Raw genomic sequence first — 13,221 nt, 5'->3', positions numbered from 1 at the left:
GCCATGGACATCAACGGGATCAACACCCTCGTCACCGGTGCCGCCTCAGGCCTGGGCCGGGCCACCGCCGAACGGCTGATCGCCGGCGGAGCAACCGTCACCCTGGTCGACCTGCCCTCCTCGGACGGCAAGGAGGTGGCCGCGGCACTGGGCGACCGGGCCCGGTTCGTGGCCGCCGACGTCATCGACGGCGACGAGATCGCGGCCGCGTTCGCCGTCGCCGAGGAGCAGGGCCCGGTGCGTGCGGTCGTGCACTGCGCCGGTCGCGGGCGGCCGATGCGGCTGCTCGACAAGGCCGGGGAGGCCGTCGAGCTGGAGCCCTTCGCATCGGTGATCGAGCTCAACGTGATCGGCACCTTCAACCTGCTCCGCTTCGCCGCGCAGTCGATGGCGCGGAACGTTCCGCTCGACGGCGACCGGGGTGTCTGCGTGCTGACCGCGTCCGTTGCCGCCTTCGAGGGTCAGATCGGCCAGCTCAACTACTCCGCCGCGAAGGCCGCTGTGGTCGGCATGACCCTGCCGGCCGCCCGTGACCTGGCCGGCATCGGCGTCCGCGTCTGCACGATCGCCCCCGGCACGTTCGACACCCCGCTGCTGGCTCGCGCCCGGGCCGACGTGCGCGAGTCGCTGGCGGCCGCCGTACCGCACCCGCGTCGCCTCGGCGACCCGACCGAGTTCGCGTCGCTGGCCGCCCACATCGTCGAGAACGGCATGCTCAACGGAGAGACGATCAGGCTCGACGGCGCGATCCGGATGGCTCCCCGGTGACCGCCTCGGCAGTCAGCGCCGAACCAGTGCTGCTCGAACGGCACGGCGCCGTACTCGTCATCACGCTCGACCGTCCTGAGGCCCGCAACGCGATCGACCTGCGCACGGCGCAGGCGATCGGCGCGGCCGTCGAGACCCTCGAGTCGGACCGGTCACTGGCGGCCGGCGTGATCGCGGCCAACGGCCCCACGTTCTGCGCGGGCATGGACCTCAAGGCGCACCTGCGCGGCGAGCGACCCCGCACCGAGACGGGTGGGTTCGCCGGACTGGTCGAGGCGCCGCCGACCAAGCCGTTGATCGCGGCCGTGGAGGGCAGCGCCCTCGGTGGCGGCTTCGAGATCGTGCTGGCCTGCGACCTCGTGGTTGCCTCCACTCCCGCCTCGTTCGGCCTGCCCGAGGTCAAGCGTGGACTGGTGGCTGCGGCCGGAGGGCTGACCCGCCTGCCCGTGTCGCTGCCGCGCGCGGTGGCGCTGGAGATGATCCTCACCGGTGACTCGTTCCCCGCCGCGGACCTTGCGAAGTTCGGCCTGGTCAACCGACTGGTCGAGCCGGGGCAGGCCCTCGCGACGGCGGTCGACCTGGCGCTTCGGATCGCCGAGAACGGACCTCTCGCCGTCCACACCAGCAAACGCGTTGTCGTCGAGTCGGTCGACTGGCCGCCCGACGAGGAGTTCGCCCGCCTGCGCGAGGCCGCTGCCCTGGTCTTCGCCTCCGCCGACGCCCGTGAAGGTGCCCGCGCCTTTGCCGAGCGCCGCCAGCCTGCTTGGTCCGGCAGCTGACCAGTCTCCCCACATCCCCACCACGGAAGGACTTCGCATGCGTGACGCAGTCATCGTCGAAGCAGTTCGCACTCCCATCGGTCGCCGTAAGGGCGCCCTCGCCGAGACCCACCCCGTCGACCTCTCCGCAGCGGTGCTGCACGCCCTCGCCGAGCGCTCCGGCATCGACCTCTCCCTCGTCGACGACGTCATGTGGGGCTGCGTCGGCCAGGTCGGCGAGCAGTCCGCCAACGTCGGTCGCAACGCCGTGCTCGCCGCAGGTTGGCCCGAGCATGTCCCCGGCACCACCATCGACCGGCAGTGCGGGTCGAGCCAGCAGGCACTTCACTTCGCGGCCGCGACGGTCATCGCCGGTCACGCCGACGTGGTCGTCGCTGGTGGCGTCGAGTCGATGAGCCGCGTGCCGATGGGTTCGGCAAGGAACGCCGGTCCGGGCCAGCCGTTCGGGCCTCTCATGCGCGCCAGGTACGACGACTTCGCGTTCAACCAGGGCACCGGCGCGGAGATCCTCGCCCGTCGCCACGACCTGAGCCGGGAGCAGCTCGACGCCTACAGCCTGGAGTCGCACCGTCGAGCGGCGCGGGCCATCGACGACGGCCGCTTCGTCAAGCAGATCGCGCCGGTGGAGCTGCCCGACGGGTCGACGCTCTCCGAGGACGAGGGCGTACGACGCGAGTCGACGCTGGAGTCGTTGGCCGGGTTGAAGCCGGCATTCGAGGAAGACGGCAGGGTCACCGCGGGCAACGCGTCGCAGATCTCCGACGGCGCCGCCGCGCTGTTGGTGATGACGAGTGAGAAGGCCCGTGCGCTCGGCCTGGACCCGATCGCCCGCGTGCACACGGCTACCGTGGTCGGAGACGACCCGGTCACCATGCTGGGCGCACCGATCCCGGCGACCGCGAAGGCGTTGAAGCTGGCCGGGCTCGAGCTGGCCGACATCGGCGCGTTCGAGGTGAACGAGGCGTTCGCCAGCGTCGTCGGTGCGTGGCTCGACGCGACCGGTGCTCGGGCTGACCTGGTCAACCCGCTGGGTGGTGCCATCGCGCTGGGCCACCCGCTCGGCGGCTCCGGTGCCCGGATCGCCACGACGCTCGTGCACCACCTGCGCGACGAGGGCCTGCGCTACGGCCTGCAGACCATGTGCGAGGCCGGCGGCCTGGCCAACGCGACGATCTTCGAGAACCTGGCGGCCGAGTCATGAGCCTCCCCCCGATCCTGCGTGACCGGCTGCGACTGCCGGTCGTCGCCTCACCGATGTTCACCGTCTCCGGGCCCGACCTGGTGATCGCCCAGTGCGCCTCTGGGGTGGTCGGATCGTTCCCGTCGCTCAACGCGCGGCCCCAGGAGCTGCTCGAGGAGTGGCTGACCACCATCACCGACGCGCTGGCCAAGCACGACGCCAATCACCCGGAGGCGCCAGCTGCGCCGTACGCCGTGAACCTGATCGTGCACCGCACCAACGCCCGGCTCGAGGCCGACCTCGAGACCGTCGTGCGTCACGAGGTGCCGATCGTGATCACCTCGCTGGGTGCGCGCTCCGAGGTGAACGAGGCCGTGCACGCCTACGGCGGCATCGTGCTGCACGACGTGATCCACGACGGGTTCGCGCGCAAGGCCGTGGCGAAGGGCGCCGACGGGTTGATCGCCGTCGCCGCGGGTGCCGGCGGACACGGCGGCTCCCAGTCGCCGTTCGCGCTGGTGCAGGAGATCCGCACCTGGTTCGACGGTCCCTTGGTGCTCTCGGGTGCCATCGCCCACGGCCGTTCGGTGCTGGCAGCGCAGGCTGCCGGGGCCGATCTCGCCTACGTGGGCTCCGCATTCATCGCGACCCATGAGGCGCTCGCCGGTGACCGCTACAAGCGGATGGTCGTGGACTCGGGCGCATCCGACATCGTGCACTCCGACCTGTTCACCGGGGTGCCGGGCAACTACCTGCGCGGCAGCATCGAGGCTTCGGGCCTCGATCCCGACCGCCTCGCCGAGGAGGACCGGGCCACCATGAGCTGGTCCGACGGAACCAGCAAGGCCAAGGCGTGGAGCCAGGTCTGGGGCTCGGGGCAGGGCATCGGCGTGGTCAACGCCGTCGGGCCGGCCGCCGCCCTGGTCGATCGACTGGCCGACGAGTACCACGCCGCACGCCTTCACCTTCTAGGTGACCGCCGACCGCACCACGCGAACAAGGAGTAGGGCCATGATCAAGGGCAACGACGTCATCAACCAGGTGCCGGAGCTGATCGACTACGACGTCTCCGCCGACCCGGCACTGCGTGAGGGAATGGTCCGCGAAGGAGCAGAATGGGCCCTTGACGACCTCACCGAGGTCGGCCGGGCGGCCGGCAGCCACGAAGTGCAGGAGTGGGGCCGTCTGGCCAACGAGAACGAGCCGATCCTGCACCGTTACGACTCGGTGGGGCACCGGATCGACGAGATCGAGTACCACCCGGCGTACCACTCGCTGATGTCGAAGGCCTGCGAGTTCGGCCTCAACGCTGCCCCGTGGTTCGACGACCGGCCGGGCACGCACGCGGCGCGCACCGCCAAGTCGTTCATCTGGGGACAGGCCGAGTCGGGTCACATGTGTCCCATCGGCATGTCGTACGCCGCCGTGCCGACCCTGCGCCACGCACCCAAGCTCGACCAGGCGTATTCAACCCAGCTCGGTACGAAGCACTACGACCCGAAGCTCCGCGCGCTCGACACGAAACCCGGTCTGGTCTTCGGCATGTCGATGACCGAGCGGCAGGGAGGTTCGGACGCGCGCGCCAACATCTCCACCGCCGCCGAACGCCCGGACGGCACCTTTGAGGTGTTCGGCCACAAGTGGTTCACCTCGGCTCCGATGTGCGACGCCTTCCTCACGCTGGTGCAGACCGAGTCCGGTCTCTCCTGCCTGTTCCTGCCGCGGGTGCTGCCTGACGACAGCCGGAACCCGATTCGTCTGGAGCGGCTCAAGGACAAGCTCGGCAACCGGTCGAACGCCTCGGCCGAGATCGAGTACCACGGCGCCACGGGCTGGCTGGTCGGCGAAGAGGGCCGCGGCGTACGGGCGATCATGGAGATGGTGAACTTCACCCGCCTCAACTGCGTCGCCATGAGCACCGCCTTCATGCGCAAGGGCCTGATGCGCGCCGTCCACCACGCGCAGCACCGCAGCGCGTTCGGCAACCGGCTGATCGAGCAGCCCCTGATGCGCAACGTGTTGGCCGACCTGACCCTGGAGTCGGAGGCCGCGGTCACTGCCCTGATGCGCCTGGGCGGTGCCACCGATCGTGCGGAGACCTCGGAGTCGGAGGCGAACGTGCGCCGGCTCGGCCTGGCCGTGATCAAGTACTGGGTGTGCAAGCGCGCCCAGGCAGTGGTCGGTGAGGCGCTGGAGTGCCTGGGCGGCAACGGCTACATCGAGAACTCCGGAATGCCACGGCTCTACCGCGAGGCGCCGCTCCAGTCGATCTGGGAAGGCGCCGGCAACGTCGCTGCCCTTGACGTGCTGCGCGCGATCCGCCGGCAGCCCGAGACCGTCGAGGCGTTCCTCGGCGAGCTGCACCTGGCTTCGGGGGGCGACCGTCGCCTGGACGCGGCCATCTCGGACCTCGAGCGTGACCTACGGGTCGACGGGGTGGACCAGGCCGATCTTGAGTTCGGCGCGCGACGTCTCGTCGAACGGCTGGCCCTGGTCTTCCAGGCCAGCCTGGTGGTGAGGCACAGCACGCCCGCGATCGCCGACGCGTTCGTCGCCTCGCGACTGGGTGGTGAGTGGGGGATCGCCTTCGGCACCCTGCCGCGTGGCATCGACATCGCAGGGATCCTCCAGCGGGTGCCGTCCGGCGTGACCGGCTGAGGCGATCACGGGCACACACCCGCAGGTCCGGTCAGGCCGTGGTGGATCCGTCCTCGAGGGACCACGCGGTGGCGAACGGGATCAGGTCGGAGATCGCGACGCTCCGCACCCCGTCGGGGGTCGGCAGGATCACCCGGATCTGCGGGTAATGGTCGAAGAGGATCTGGCGATCACGGCCGCACGGACCGATCGGCCCACGGCCGTGGTTGCCGACCGCGACGATGTGGGTGATCTCGGTCGCTCCGGCCGCGCGAGCGCTGCCGAGGGCGACCAGCTCAGCGCACGGTCCACCGGTGAAGTGATAGAGGTTGACGCCGCTGAACATGCGCCCGTCGGCGCTTCGCACGGCGGCACCCATGGTGTGTATGCCGTCCTCGTCCGGCCCGGCGTCCGTCGCGCGGTCGATCGTGTCGCGCGCACACTCGGTCAGCTCGACCTCCTCGGAAGTGAGCGGCTGGGCTGGCTCGGGTCCTGTCGCGGTCACAGGGCGCAACCTATCAACGCGGGGTGCCTCACGCCGAGGCATCGTCGCCGATCAACGCGGCCAGGCCGTCGAGCGTGCGCGCCAGGCCGAACTTCCAGGCGTGGTCGGCGGCCCATGCGCTGCCCTGGGCCTCACCGGCCGCGGAGCCGATGCGTACGGCGCGGGGGTACGCCTCGGCGTCGAACACACGGGCCAGCACCGCTTGGTTGGCGCCCCACCACTCGGCGTCGCTCATCGCGGTGTCGGTCGTCGACCGTGCGGCGTCGTGTGCCGACCGGCAGTGGCTCTGGACGAAGCCGAGCAGGTAGGCCAGGCCGGCGTCGATGTCGACCTCTGACAGCCCGGTGTCGTCGAAGGCCGCCAGCTCGTGCTCGTACTTCGCCATCACGCCCGGCCCCAGAGGCGGGCGGCTCAGGGCGGCCACCTCGGTGAGCCAGGGATGCCCGCTGAGGAGCTCGCGGTTGGCGTCGGCGACCGCGACGAGCCGCTTGCGCCAACCCAGCCTGCCCCACGGCTTGCGGGTCATCCGGAAGTAGCAGGTGTCGACCATCAGGTCGAGGAGCTCCGGCTTGCCCGGAACGTAGGTGTAGACCGACATCGCCGAGACGCCGACCTTCTCGGCCACCGCGCGCATCGTGACGGCCGCCAGTCCTTGCTCGTCCGCGAGCAGCAGCGCCGCGTCGACGACCTGCGGGACCGTCACGGAGCGCGCCGGGCCCTTGCGTCGCGGCGCCTCTGTCGGCTCGCCCCACAGCAGCGCCAGCGTGCGGCTGGGCTCCCCTGATCCGGTGCTGTTCTCGGTCATGGGAATGATTGTTGCACATTTACGTTGTACATTGTACGGTGTACGGCGTACAATGAAAGTGGCCCGGACTGATGGGCCGTGGCACGCACGACGCACAGTCGACAGGAGACCACCGCATGAAATTCACCGACACCGCGATCTCGCTCAACGTCCCCGACGTCGAGGCATCCGCCGCCTGGGTCAAGAAGCACCTGGGCTTCACCGAGGCGATGGCTGCCGACGGGTTCTGCTCACTGGCCCACCCCGAGGTCGGATTCAACCTGATCTACCTGCGCACCGGCCTGCCGACGTTCAAGCCGGCCTCCGCTGCCGGCCGTGCCGACGGCTTGCTCGTGGTCTTCACCGTCGACGACATCGACGCCGACTACGCGCAGCTGCAGGATCAGGGAGTCGAGATCGTCACCCCGATCGAGACCGAGCCGTGGGGAGAACGCTACTTCCAGATGACCGACCCCAACGGCGTGGTCTATCAGCTCGTCCAGTGGGTGGCGCCGACCGACCCGCAGTACGCCGGCTGATCCCGGCGGTGGTGCAGGCCCAGGTGCTGCACCGCCGCCGTACGACCGTTCGACACACACTGAGAAAGCAGGTGCGACATGGTTCCCCTGTTGATCCTGGTGCTCGTCACTGTGGCCGTCAGGCTGGCCGGAGGGCGCGGTCCCTCCGGCGCGCGGCCGTGGCCGTCCGCACTGCGTTTCGGCCTGGCGGCCATGTTCACGGTCACCGGATGCGCTCACTTCGTCGGGATGCGCGACGACTTGATCGCCATGGTGCCGCCGTCGCTCCCGTCCCCGGGAACCCTGGTCACCCTGACCGGCGTGCTCGAGCTCCTCGGGGCCGTCGGCCTGGTGTGGCGGCGTACGACGGGCACCGCCGCGGCAGCGCTCGGACTGCTGATGGTCGCGATGTTCCCGGCCAACGTGTATGCCGCGACGCATGGTCTGATCGCCGAATGGACGGACCACCTGGTGCCCCGGACGATCCTGCAGATCGTCTACGTCGCCGCGACAGCACTGGTGGCACGTCATCATTGGTCGCAGACCAAGGTGGAGGAGGGTGAGCGTGCTCCGGCCGGCCCGCGTTGACGACGTGCCGCTCCTGCGCGCCATCGAACGCGCCGCGGGCGAGGCGTTCCGTGCCGTGGGGATGGCCGCCGTCGCCGACGACGAGCCGCTCTCCGTCGACGTCCTGCGTGGGTACGTCGACGGGGCGCGGGCGTGGGTGGCCACCGACGAGATGGACCGGCCCGTGGCCTATCTGATCGTCGATGTCGTCGACGGTGCGGGCCATGTGGAGCAGGTGTCGGTCCACCCCGACCATGCCGGCCGGCGGCTGGGCAGCGCGCTCATCGAGGAAGCGGCGTCATGGGCTCGGCGCAACGGCTTCACTGCGTTGACCCTGACCACCTTCGCCGAGGTGGCGTGGAATGCTCCCTACTACCGTCGACTGGGCTTCCGCGTGCTCGCCCCAGACCACCTGGGCGACGAGTTGCGACGCGTGCGTGTGCACGAGGCCGAGCTCGGTCTCGACCGGTGGCCGCGGGTCGCGATGTCCAGGCCGGTCGTCGAACCGCACGAAAAGAATCTGACACGCCGTGACAACGCCACGGCTCCCGGATCCGTCGAGGGTGCATGACCACAGAGACCGAGCTCGCCCACCAGCTGGAGCGCTCGCTGCGCAACCTGCCGATGGCCCCAGCCCTCGACTACCTGCACACCGCGAAACGAGTCCGCCGGCGCCGCATCGCAGTCGCTCTCGTGGTGTCCACCTCGGTGGTCGCTCTCGGCGGCGCTGCCGCGGCAGTGGTCGGCGGTGACGATGAAAGGGACGCGGAGCCTGCGGCGTCCGGCGTCGGGCGGGAGCGGGCGCCGGCGGTCGCCGATCCGGGCACCCTCGGGCCCGATCCCGACTACGTGGCACCGGCGCCGGCCAATCCGGTCGAGGCCGTGGACGGTGTCAGGGGGGTCGATGCCTACACCACGGACGAGATCCCGAGCTGGGCCGAGGAGTACGGAGACCACGGACCGGTCGCCATCGCGCCCGACGGACGCCTGTGGGTCGCGCCCGACGCGGTCATACGGCGCACCGTCATCGACCCGCTGGACCCTGGTGACACCGACGGCGACCCGACATTCGTGTCGTACGCCGTCGAGGCCGAGTTCGACGTGCCCGAGGTGCCCATGGAACCCGAGGCGTTCAAGGGCGATGTCGTGTGGGTGATCGTCAGCCGGACCGCCGAAACTGCCACGGTGGGGGAGATGGACGAGCCCGGTCGTTGGACCGACGACTTCGAGCTGTGGGTCGACGACGTGACGGCCCACGACCAGGGTCGACCCGACTTCGCCGCGCGCCTGGTCGGGTATGCGAGCGACCGCTCCGACGTTCTGGAGCCGGGGCAGGGCGTGGAGATCGTGCGCCAGCGCGGGGATGTCCTTGCCGGGACCACCAAGCGCTCCGCCGCGGCAGAGGTGCGCTGGGCCGGGAAGACCTGGTTCGTGGTCGCCGGAACCGACTGGATCGAGGCCTACGAGCCGGCCGACTCGGCTCCCGATTTCGCAGCCTTCATCGAATGGGCACGCGGTGACCTTTCGTGAATGAGCGCGACGCCTCCTACGTCGACTTCGTCGCCGCGCACCAGGATCGGCTCCGGCGCATCGCCTACGCCGTCTGCGGCGACGACAACCGCGCCGAAGACGTGCTGCAGGACGCATTCGTCAAGCTCTACCTGTCGTGGTCGAAGGTGCGCGAGGCGGGCCGCGAGGAGGCCTACGCGCGCCGCATCATCGTCAACGCCGATCTCGACGACCGACGCAGGCCCTGGCTGAGGCGGCGAGCGACCACCGGTGTCGATCACCTGGAACGCACGGCGGCGGCGCCCGGGCTGCCGGTGGAGGATCGCTCCGACCTGCTCGCGGCGGTGCGGCGGCTGCCGGCCATGCAACGACGCGTCGTGGTGCTCCGGCACTGGCTCGGACTCTCCGTGGCCGAGACCGCCGAGGAGCTCGGGATCCGCGAGGGCACGGTGAAGAGCCACGCGTCGCGCGGACTGGCCTCGTTGCGGGCCGTGCTCGACGAGCACGCCCAGGTGTCGCGGTAGGTCAGTCAAGGGTGCTTGACATCGCCGTTCGCAGTCGCCGCGATCTTGCGCAGCATCCGGCGTACGGCGAGCACGTGGCCGCGGGTGCCGATGACCGCACTGCGATAGGCGAATCCCAGTGGGCCGGGGAAGTCGGCATACGTGACCGCCGACAGCTCGCTGCCGCCGGGCACGTCGACCAGCCGGAAGTCGAGCGCGTAGCGCGAGAAGCGGTGCCGACCGGTCAGGCCCAGGATTCGTGGTGCCTCCCGCTGGGTCACGGAGAACCCGGCGGACGGCTCGAGTCCCAGGGCGCGGGACAGGAGGGCGTGCTCCTGCCCGGTCAGGTGCTCGGCGAAGCCCACGACCGCCGGCCAGGCCTGCGTGGCCTGCACGTCGAGGTCCACCCGGTGCTCGTCGACGTACGTCGGTCTGTTCAGGCCCTCGGCGGCCCGACGGAATCCGTCGTTCTCCGTGGCGATCGCCTTGTGCAGCACAGGTCTGGCCACTGTCGCGAGCGCGCCTGCGCCGGGTCCCTCGAGCTCGAGGGAGAGACGGTTGCGGCAGCCGCCCCCTGTCGGCTCGATTTCGTGGCTCCCGGTCATGAGGACGCCATTGCGGCGGGTCTGCCACGCGAATCGCCTGGGTGGGTCGAGGTCCGTGACCGTCCAGGTGGCTGACGGAAGTCGCGGCTGCTTGACGCGTGCGGTCGAGCCCGGGCCGAGGGGGCCGTCAGAGGTCAGCCCCACCGAGGTCATGGTCGGAGTGAGTGCCGGCCAGCCCTCGACGTCCTCGGTCAGCTCCCACACCCGCTCGGGAGGTGCGGCTATGAAGATCTCGTCATGGATCACCATCACTCCATCAAACCACTGGCGCCTGAGGTGTCGGTGGCGGCGGGCATGCTGGGTGTCGGTGACCGAAACACTTGTCATCGAAGAATCTGGAAGAATGGCTTGTGCCTGTTTCCGAACGGGCGTACGATGAGGGCACTTCATCATCCGAAATGGCCGGGCCCGGGTTTCTGGGCCTTCGTGGGCGAAGGGTGATGGGTCAGATGCACCACGGTGAGTGATAGTCCCGGTTCGGGGCCTCCGGCGTCGCAGTGAAGACCAACCTGCGCTGTGGAGGACGACCGTGAGTGTGCACCCGATGACCGACAGTCTGGCGGCAGTGCGTTCCGCGATCGAGGAGTTGGCGGGGTTCGATCCGTTGTATGTGCCGATGCCGCAGAAGCGTGAGCTGATGCGGGGTCTGGTGGCGGCGGAGGCTCAGTTGGCTGCGGTGCGGTTGGGCGTGTTGGCCGTCGCCGGCGATGTGGCCGATGATGCGGGCGCGAAGAGTGCGGCGTCGTGGTTGAGCCACGATCAGAACCTGGACAAGCGCGCCGTCCATGCCGACCAGTCGTTGGCCGCGGTGCTCGCGCAACGGTGGTTCCTGGTTGCTGCTGCCTTGGGGGCCGGTGAGGTGAACCTGGAGCAGGCCCGTGCCATCGCGCACGCCCTCGACGAGGTCCGCGATGAGCTCTCGGGCGCCCAGCTCGTCGAGGCGGAGCGGACCTTGCTGGCCGAGGCCAAGCGACTCGATCCCACCGGATTGCGCCGGCTGGGTCGACACCTGGCCGACGTGGTCGACCCCGACTCCGCCGAGGAGCGTGAGGCGAAGCGGTTGGCCGAGGAGGACAAGCTCGCCGCGGAGAAGGCGAAGCTGTCACTGCGTCCCCAGGGCGATGGCACCACCCGCATCAGCGCGCGCCTGCCCGACGCGGTGGCCAAGCGACTCAAGCGCTACCTCGAGGCGTTCGCCCAGCCACGCAAGCAGGCGGCGGAGGCTGATGGTCGCCGGGTGCCCTACAACACGCTGTTGGCCCGGGCGATGGGAGACCTGTTGGAGCGTGTCGATCCGCACCGGTTGCCCGACCACGGGGGTGATGCGACCACGGTGATCGTGACGATCACCCTCGACCAGCTGCGCACCGAGCTTTCCTCCGCCGGACTCGGCTACGACGACGACACCCCGATCACCGCGGCCACCGCCCGCCGGTTGGCGTGCAACGGAACCATCTATCCGATGGTGCTCGGTGGCGCTGGGCAGGTCCTCGACGCCGGGCGTGGCTCCCGCTTCCACAACCCGATTCAACGCAAGGTGATCAGGCTCCGCGACAAGAGGTGCCGTGCCGCCGGGTGCGACGTGGCCGCCGAGTGGTGCGACGTGCACCATCTGGAGGCCTGGTCCAAGGGTGGCAAGACGACCGTCAAGGACGGCGTGCTGCTCTGCTGCCACCATCACCACCGGGTCCACGACCCTGCCTACCACCACGAACGACACCCCGACGGATCCATCCGCTTCACCAGACGCACCTAGGCCGACCCGGGTGCAGGAGAGATCAGCCCAGGCCTCAGGGCGTGGACTGGTTCAGGAACCAGCGGTGGTGCCACGGGTCCCGGAAGACCGCGACCCGGCCGGCAGGCGGCGAGTCCTCGGGGCCGCGGTCCATGGTCACCCCTGCCGCGAGCAGGCGGCCCACCACCGCGTCCACGTCGTCGACGACCAGGTGCAGGCTGACCGCCGACCCGCGAGCGGGGTCCGGTGGCGCGACGCCGGACTCGGGGAACTCGTCGGCCATCATCCAGCGGGCTGAACCGATCGCCAGCTCGACATGGCCGATGCGCCCGTCCTCCATGACGATCGGGTCGTAGACGACTTGTGCGCCGAGCGCGTCGACGTACCAGTCGATCGCGGCGCGGGCGTCGCCCACGCAGAGGTACGGCGTCAGCTCACTCATCCCTGGACCTCCCTCCATGCATCATGCGCCTGTGCTGGGAGGTCCGTCCAACACTCGGGGCTGGTAGGTCAGGAGCTGGAGCCCGCCCTCGAAGGTGCGGCTCTCGACCAGGTCGAGCGCGACGTCGGGGTAGCCGTCGTAGATGCGCTCCTGGCCGGTGGCGCCGGTGATCACCGGGAAGACCACGACCCGGAACCTGTCGACCAGGCCAGCGGCGAGCAGCGAGCGGCACAGGGTGAGGCTGCCGAGGGTGGCGATCGGCATGGTCTCGTGGGCCTTCATCTCGCGCACGGCCTCCACGGGATCGGTCGAGACGAGCGTGCTGTTCGCCCACTCCAGCGGCTCGCTCAGGGTCGAGGAGAACACCACCTTCCGGAAGTCGGCCATCACGTCGGTGCCGGGCTCGCCCTGGGCGGCGAAGCCGTGCATCAGGCGGTAGGTGTTGGCGCCCATCAGGTGGATGTGCTCGGGCTGTTCGCCCAGCCAGGCAAGGTATTCGGGGCTCTCCATGCCCCAGAAGCCCGGCCATCCCTCGGCCGCGCCGTACCCGTCGAGTGAGGTGATGTAGTCGACCAGCAGCTCGGACATGTCGTTTCCTCCTGGGTCAAGGCTCGCCTGCCACACCGGTGCGGTGGAGGCTCCTGGATGAACAGACCTCCAGTCAGCCGAGAACTCATCGCGTCGTAATG

General features: G+C 69.9%; 16 protein-coding genes. 11 read left to right on the top strand and 5 right to left on the bottom strand.

Going from position 1 to position 13,221, the window contains the following annotated elements:
• The first annotated feature begins 3 nt into the window (after positions 1–3).
• Genes ASD30_RS16840 through ASD30_RS16820 form a run of 5 tightly spaced genes read left to right on the top strand, consistent with a single transcriptional unit; the run spans position 4 to position 5,385 of the window.
• Positions 4–768, top strand: a complete 765-nt coding sequence (locus ASD30_RS16840; RefSeq protein WP_056683871.1) for an SDR family NAD(P)-dependent oxidoreductase — start codon at positions 4–6, stop codon at positions 766–768.
• Positions 765–1,547: a crotonase/enoyl-CoA hydratase family protein gene (locus ASD30_RS16835; RefSeq protein ID WP_056683869.1), complete on the top strand. Its 783-nt coding sequence runs from the start codon at positions 765–767 to the stop codon at positions 1,545–1,547. Before ASD30_RS16840 ends, ASD30_RS16835 begins: the two co-directional genes overlap by 4 nt.
• A 37-nt stretch (positions 1,548–1,584) precedes the next feature.
• On the top strand, positions 1,585–2,748 hold the full coding sequence (locus ASD30_RS16830) for a thiolase family protein (RefSeq protein ID WP_056683866.1): 1,164 nt from the start codon (positions 1,585–1,587) through the stop codon (positions 2,746–2,748).
• Complete coding sequence (locus ASD30_RS16825; RefSeq protein ID WP_056683864.1) at positions 2,745–3,734, top strand: NAD(P)H-dependent flavin oxidoreductase; 990 nt, start codon at positions 2,745–2,747, stop codon at positions 3,732–3,734. The genes ASD30_RS16830 and ASD30_RS16825 overlap by 4 nt, the downstream gene beginning before the upstream one ends.
• 4 nt (positions 3,735–3,738) lie before the next feature.
• Positions 3,739–5,385 (top strand): acyl-CoA dehydrogenase family protein, encoded by a 1,647-nt coding sequence (locus tag ASD30_RS16820; RefSeq protein WP_056683859.1) that lies wholly within the window; start codon positions 3,739–3,741, stop codon positions 5,383–5,385.
• A gap of 31 nt (positions 5,386–5,416) precedes the next feature.
• Here ASD30_RS16820 and ASD30_RS16815 read toward each other — a convergent pair whose 3' ends face one another.
• Together ASD30_RS16815 and ASD30_RS16810 are read right to left on the bottom strand one after the other, a co-directional pair.
• A complete protein-coding gene (locus ASD30_RS16815; RefSeq protein WP_056683857.1) occupies positions 5,417–5,869 on the bottom strand; it encodes a cytidine deaminase family protein in 453 nt (150 codons plus the stop codon).
• 28 nt (positions 5,870–5,897) lie between these two features.
• Positions 5,898–6,674: a TetR/AcrR family transcriptional regulator gene (locus tag ASD30_RS16810; RefSeq protein WP_056683854.1), complete on the bottom strand. Its 777-nt coding sequence runs from the start codon at positions 6,672–6,674 to the stop codon at positions 5,898–5,900.
• Between the two features lie 116 nt (positions 6,675–6,790).
• Between ASD30_RS16810 and ASD30_RS16805 the strand changes: the two genes are divergently transcribed.
• The 5 genes from ASD30_RS16805 to ASD30_RS16785 all read left to right on the top strand — a co-directional run bounded on the left by ASD30_RS16805 (position 6,791) and on the right by ASD30_RS16785 (position 9,771).
• A complete protein-coding gene (locus ASD30_RS16805; RefSeq protein ID WP_056685166.1) occupies positions 6,791–7,192 on the top strand; it encodes a VOC family protein in 402 nt (133 codons plus the stop codon).
• Between the two features lie 78 nt (positions 7,193–7,270).
• Positions 7,271–7,759, top strand: coding sequence for a DoxX family protein (locus tag ASD30_RS16800; protein WP_056683851.1), 489 nt, complete (start codon positions 7,271–7,273; stop codon positions 7,757–7,759).
• Entirely contained in the window at positions 7,731–8,309 is a 579-nt protein-coding gene (locus tag ASD30_RS16795; protein WP_235532610.1) for a GNAT family N-acetyltransferase, read from the top strand. The genes ASD30_RS16800 and ASD30_RS16795 overlap by 29 nt, the downstream gene beginning before the upstream one ends.
• A complete protein-coding gene (locus tag ASD30_RS16790; RefSeq protein ID WP_056683848.1) occupies positions 8,306–9,268 on the top strand; it encodes a hypothetical protein in 963 nt (320 codons plus the stop codon). Before ASD30_RS16795 ends, ASD30_RS16790 begins: the two co-directional genes overlap by 4 nt.
• On the top strand, positions 9,265–9,771 hold the full coding sequence (locus ASD30_RS16785) for a SigE family RNA polymerase sigma factor (protein WP_056683845.1): 507 nt from the start codon (positions 9,265–9,267) through the stop codon (positions 9,769–9,771). Before ASD30_RS16790 ends, ASD30_RS16785 begins: the two co-directional genes overlap by 4 nt.
• A gap of 5 nt (positions 9,772–9,776) precedes the next feature.
• Here ASD30_RS16785 and ASD30_RS16780 read toward each other — a convergent pair whose 3' ends face one another.
• On the bottom strand, positions 9,777–10,604 hold the full coding sequence (locus ASD30_RS16780) for an SRPBCC family protein (protein WP_056683842.1): 828 nt from the start codon (positions 10,602–10,604) through the stop codon (positions 9,777–9,779).
• 295 nt (positions 10,605–10,899) lie between these two features.
• On the opposite strand from ASD30_RS16780, the gene ASD30_RS16775 reads away from it, so the two are divergent.
• Positions 10,900–12,111, top strand: coding sequence for an HNH endonuclease signature motif containing protein (locus tag ASD30_RS16775; protein WP_056683835.1), 1,212 nt, complete (start codon positions 10,900–10,902; stop codon positions 12,109–12,111).
• 34 nt (positions 12,112–12,145) lie between these two features.
• On the opposite strand, the gene ASD30_RS16770 is transcribed toward ASD30_RS16775, so the two are convergent.
• Both ASD30_RS16770 and ASD30_RS16765 read right to left on the bottom strand, forming a co-directional pair.
• On the bottom strand, positions 12,146–12,532 hold the full coding sequence (locus ASD30_RS16770; RefSeq protein WP_056683833.1) for a VOC family protein: 387 nt from the start codon (positions 12,530–12,532) through the stop codon (positions 12,146–12,148).
• Positions 12,533–12,553: 21 nt separating this feature from the next.
• Entirely contained in the window at positions 12,554–13,120 is a 567-nt protein-coding gene (locus ASD30_RS16765; protein ID WP_056683828.1) for a dihydrofolate reductase family protein, read from the bottom strand.
• Positions 13,121–13,221: the final 101 nt, after the last annotated feature.

Source organism: Nocardioides sp. Root140 (genome assembly GCF_001426745.1).
Classification (GTDB): Bacteria; Actinomycetota; Actinomycetes; order Propionibacteriales; family Nocardioidaceae; genus Nocardioides.
This window is presented reverse-complemented; position numbering and strand designations above follow the sequence as displayed.

Excerpts from the sequence above, each read along its gene's own strand:
- ASD30_RS16840 (WP_056683871.1), top strand. The coding sequence starts at position 4 with ATGGACATCAACGGGATCAACACCCTCGTCACCGGTGCCGCCTCAGGC.
- ASD30_RS16830 (WP_056683866.1), top strand. The coding sequence starts at position 1,585 with ATGCGTGACGCAGTCATCGTCGAAGCAGTTCGCACTCCCATCGGTCGC.
- ASD30_RS16825 (WP_056683864.1), top strand. The coding sequence starts at position 2,745 with ATGAGCCTCCCCCCGATCCTGCGTGACCGGCTGCGACTGCCGGTCGTC.
- ASD30_RS16820 (WP_056683859.1), top strand. The coding sequence starts at position 3,739 with ATGATCAAGGGCAACGACGTCATCAACCAGGTGCCGGAGCTGATCGAC.
- ASD30_RS16810 (WP_056683854.1), bottom strand. The coding sequence starts at position 6,674 with ATGACCGAGAACAGCACCGGATCAGGGGAGCCCAGCCGCACGCTGGCG.
- ASD30_RS16805 (WP_056685166.1), top strand. The coding sequence starts at position 6,791 with ATGAAATTCACCGACACCGCGATCTCGCTCAACGTCCCCGACGTCGAG.
- ASD30_RS16800 (WP_056683851.1), top strand. The coding sequence starts at position 7,271 with ATGGTTCCCCTGTTGATCCTGGTGCTCGTCACTGTGGCCGTCAGGCTG.
- ASD30_RS16790 (WP_056683848.1), top strand. The coding sequence starts at position 8,306 with ATGACCACAGAGACCGAGCTCGCCCACCAGCTGGAGCGCTCGCTGCGC.
- ASD30_RS16780 (WP_056683842.1), bottom strand. The coding sequence starts at position 10,604 with ATGGTGATCCATGACGAGATCTTCATAGCCGCACCTCCCGAGCGGGTG.
- ASD30_RS16775 (WP_056683835.1), top strand. The coding sequence starts at position 10,900 with ATGACCGACAGTCTGGCGGCAGTGCGTTCCGCGATCGAGGAGTTGGCG.
- ASD30_RS16770 (WP_056683833.1), bottom strand. The coding sequence starts at position 12,532 with ATGAGTGAGCTGACGCCGTACCTCTGCGTGGGCGACGCCCGCGCCGCG.
- ASD30_RS16765 (WP_056683828.1), bottom strand. The coding sequence starts at position 13,120 with ATGTCCGAGCTGCTGGTCGACTACATCACCTCACTCGACGGGTACGGC.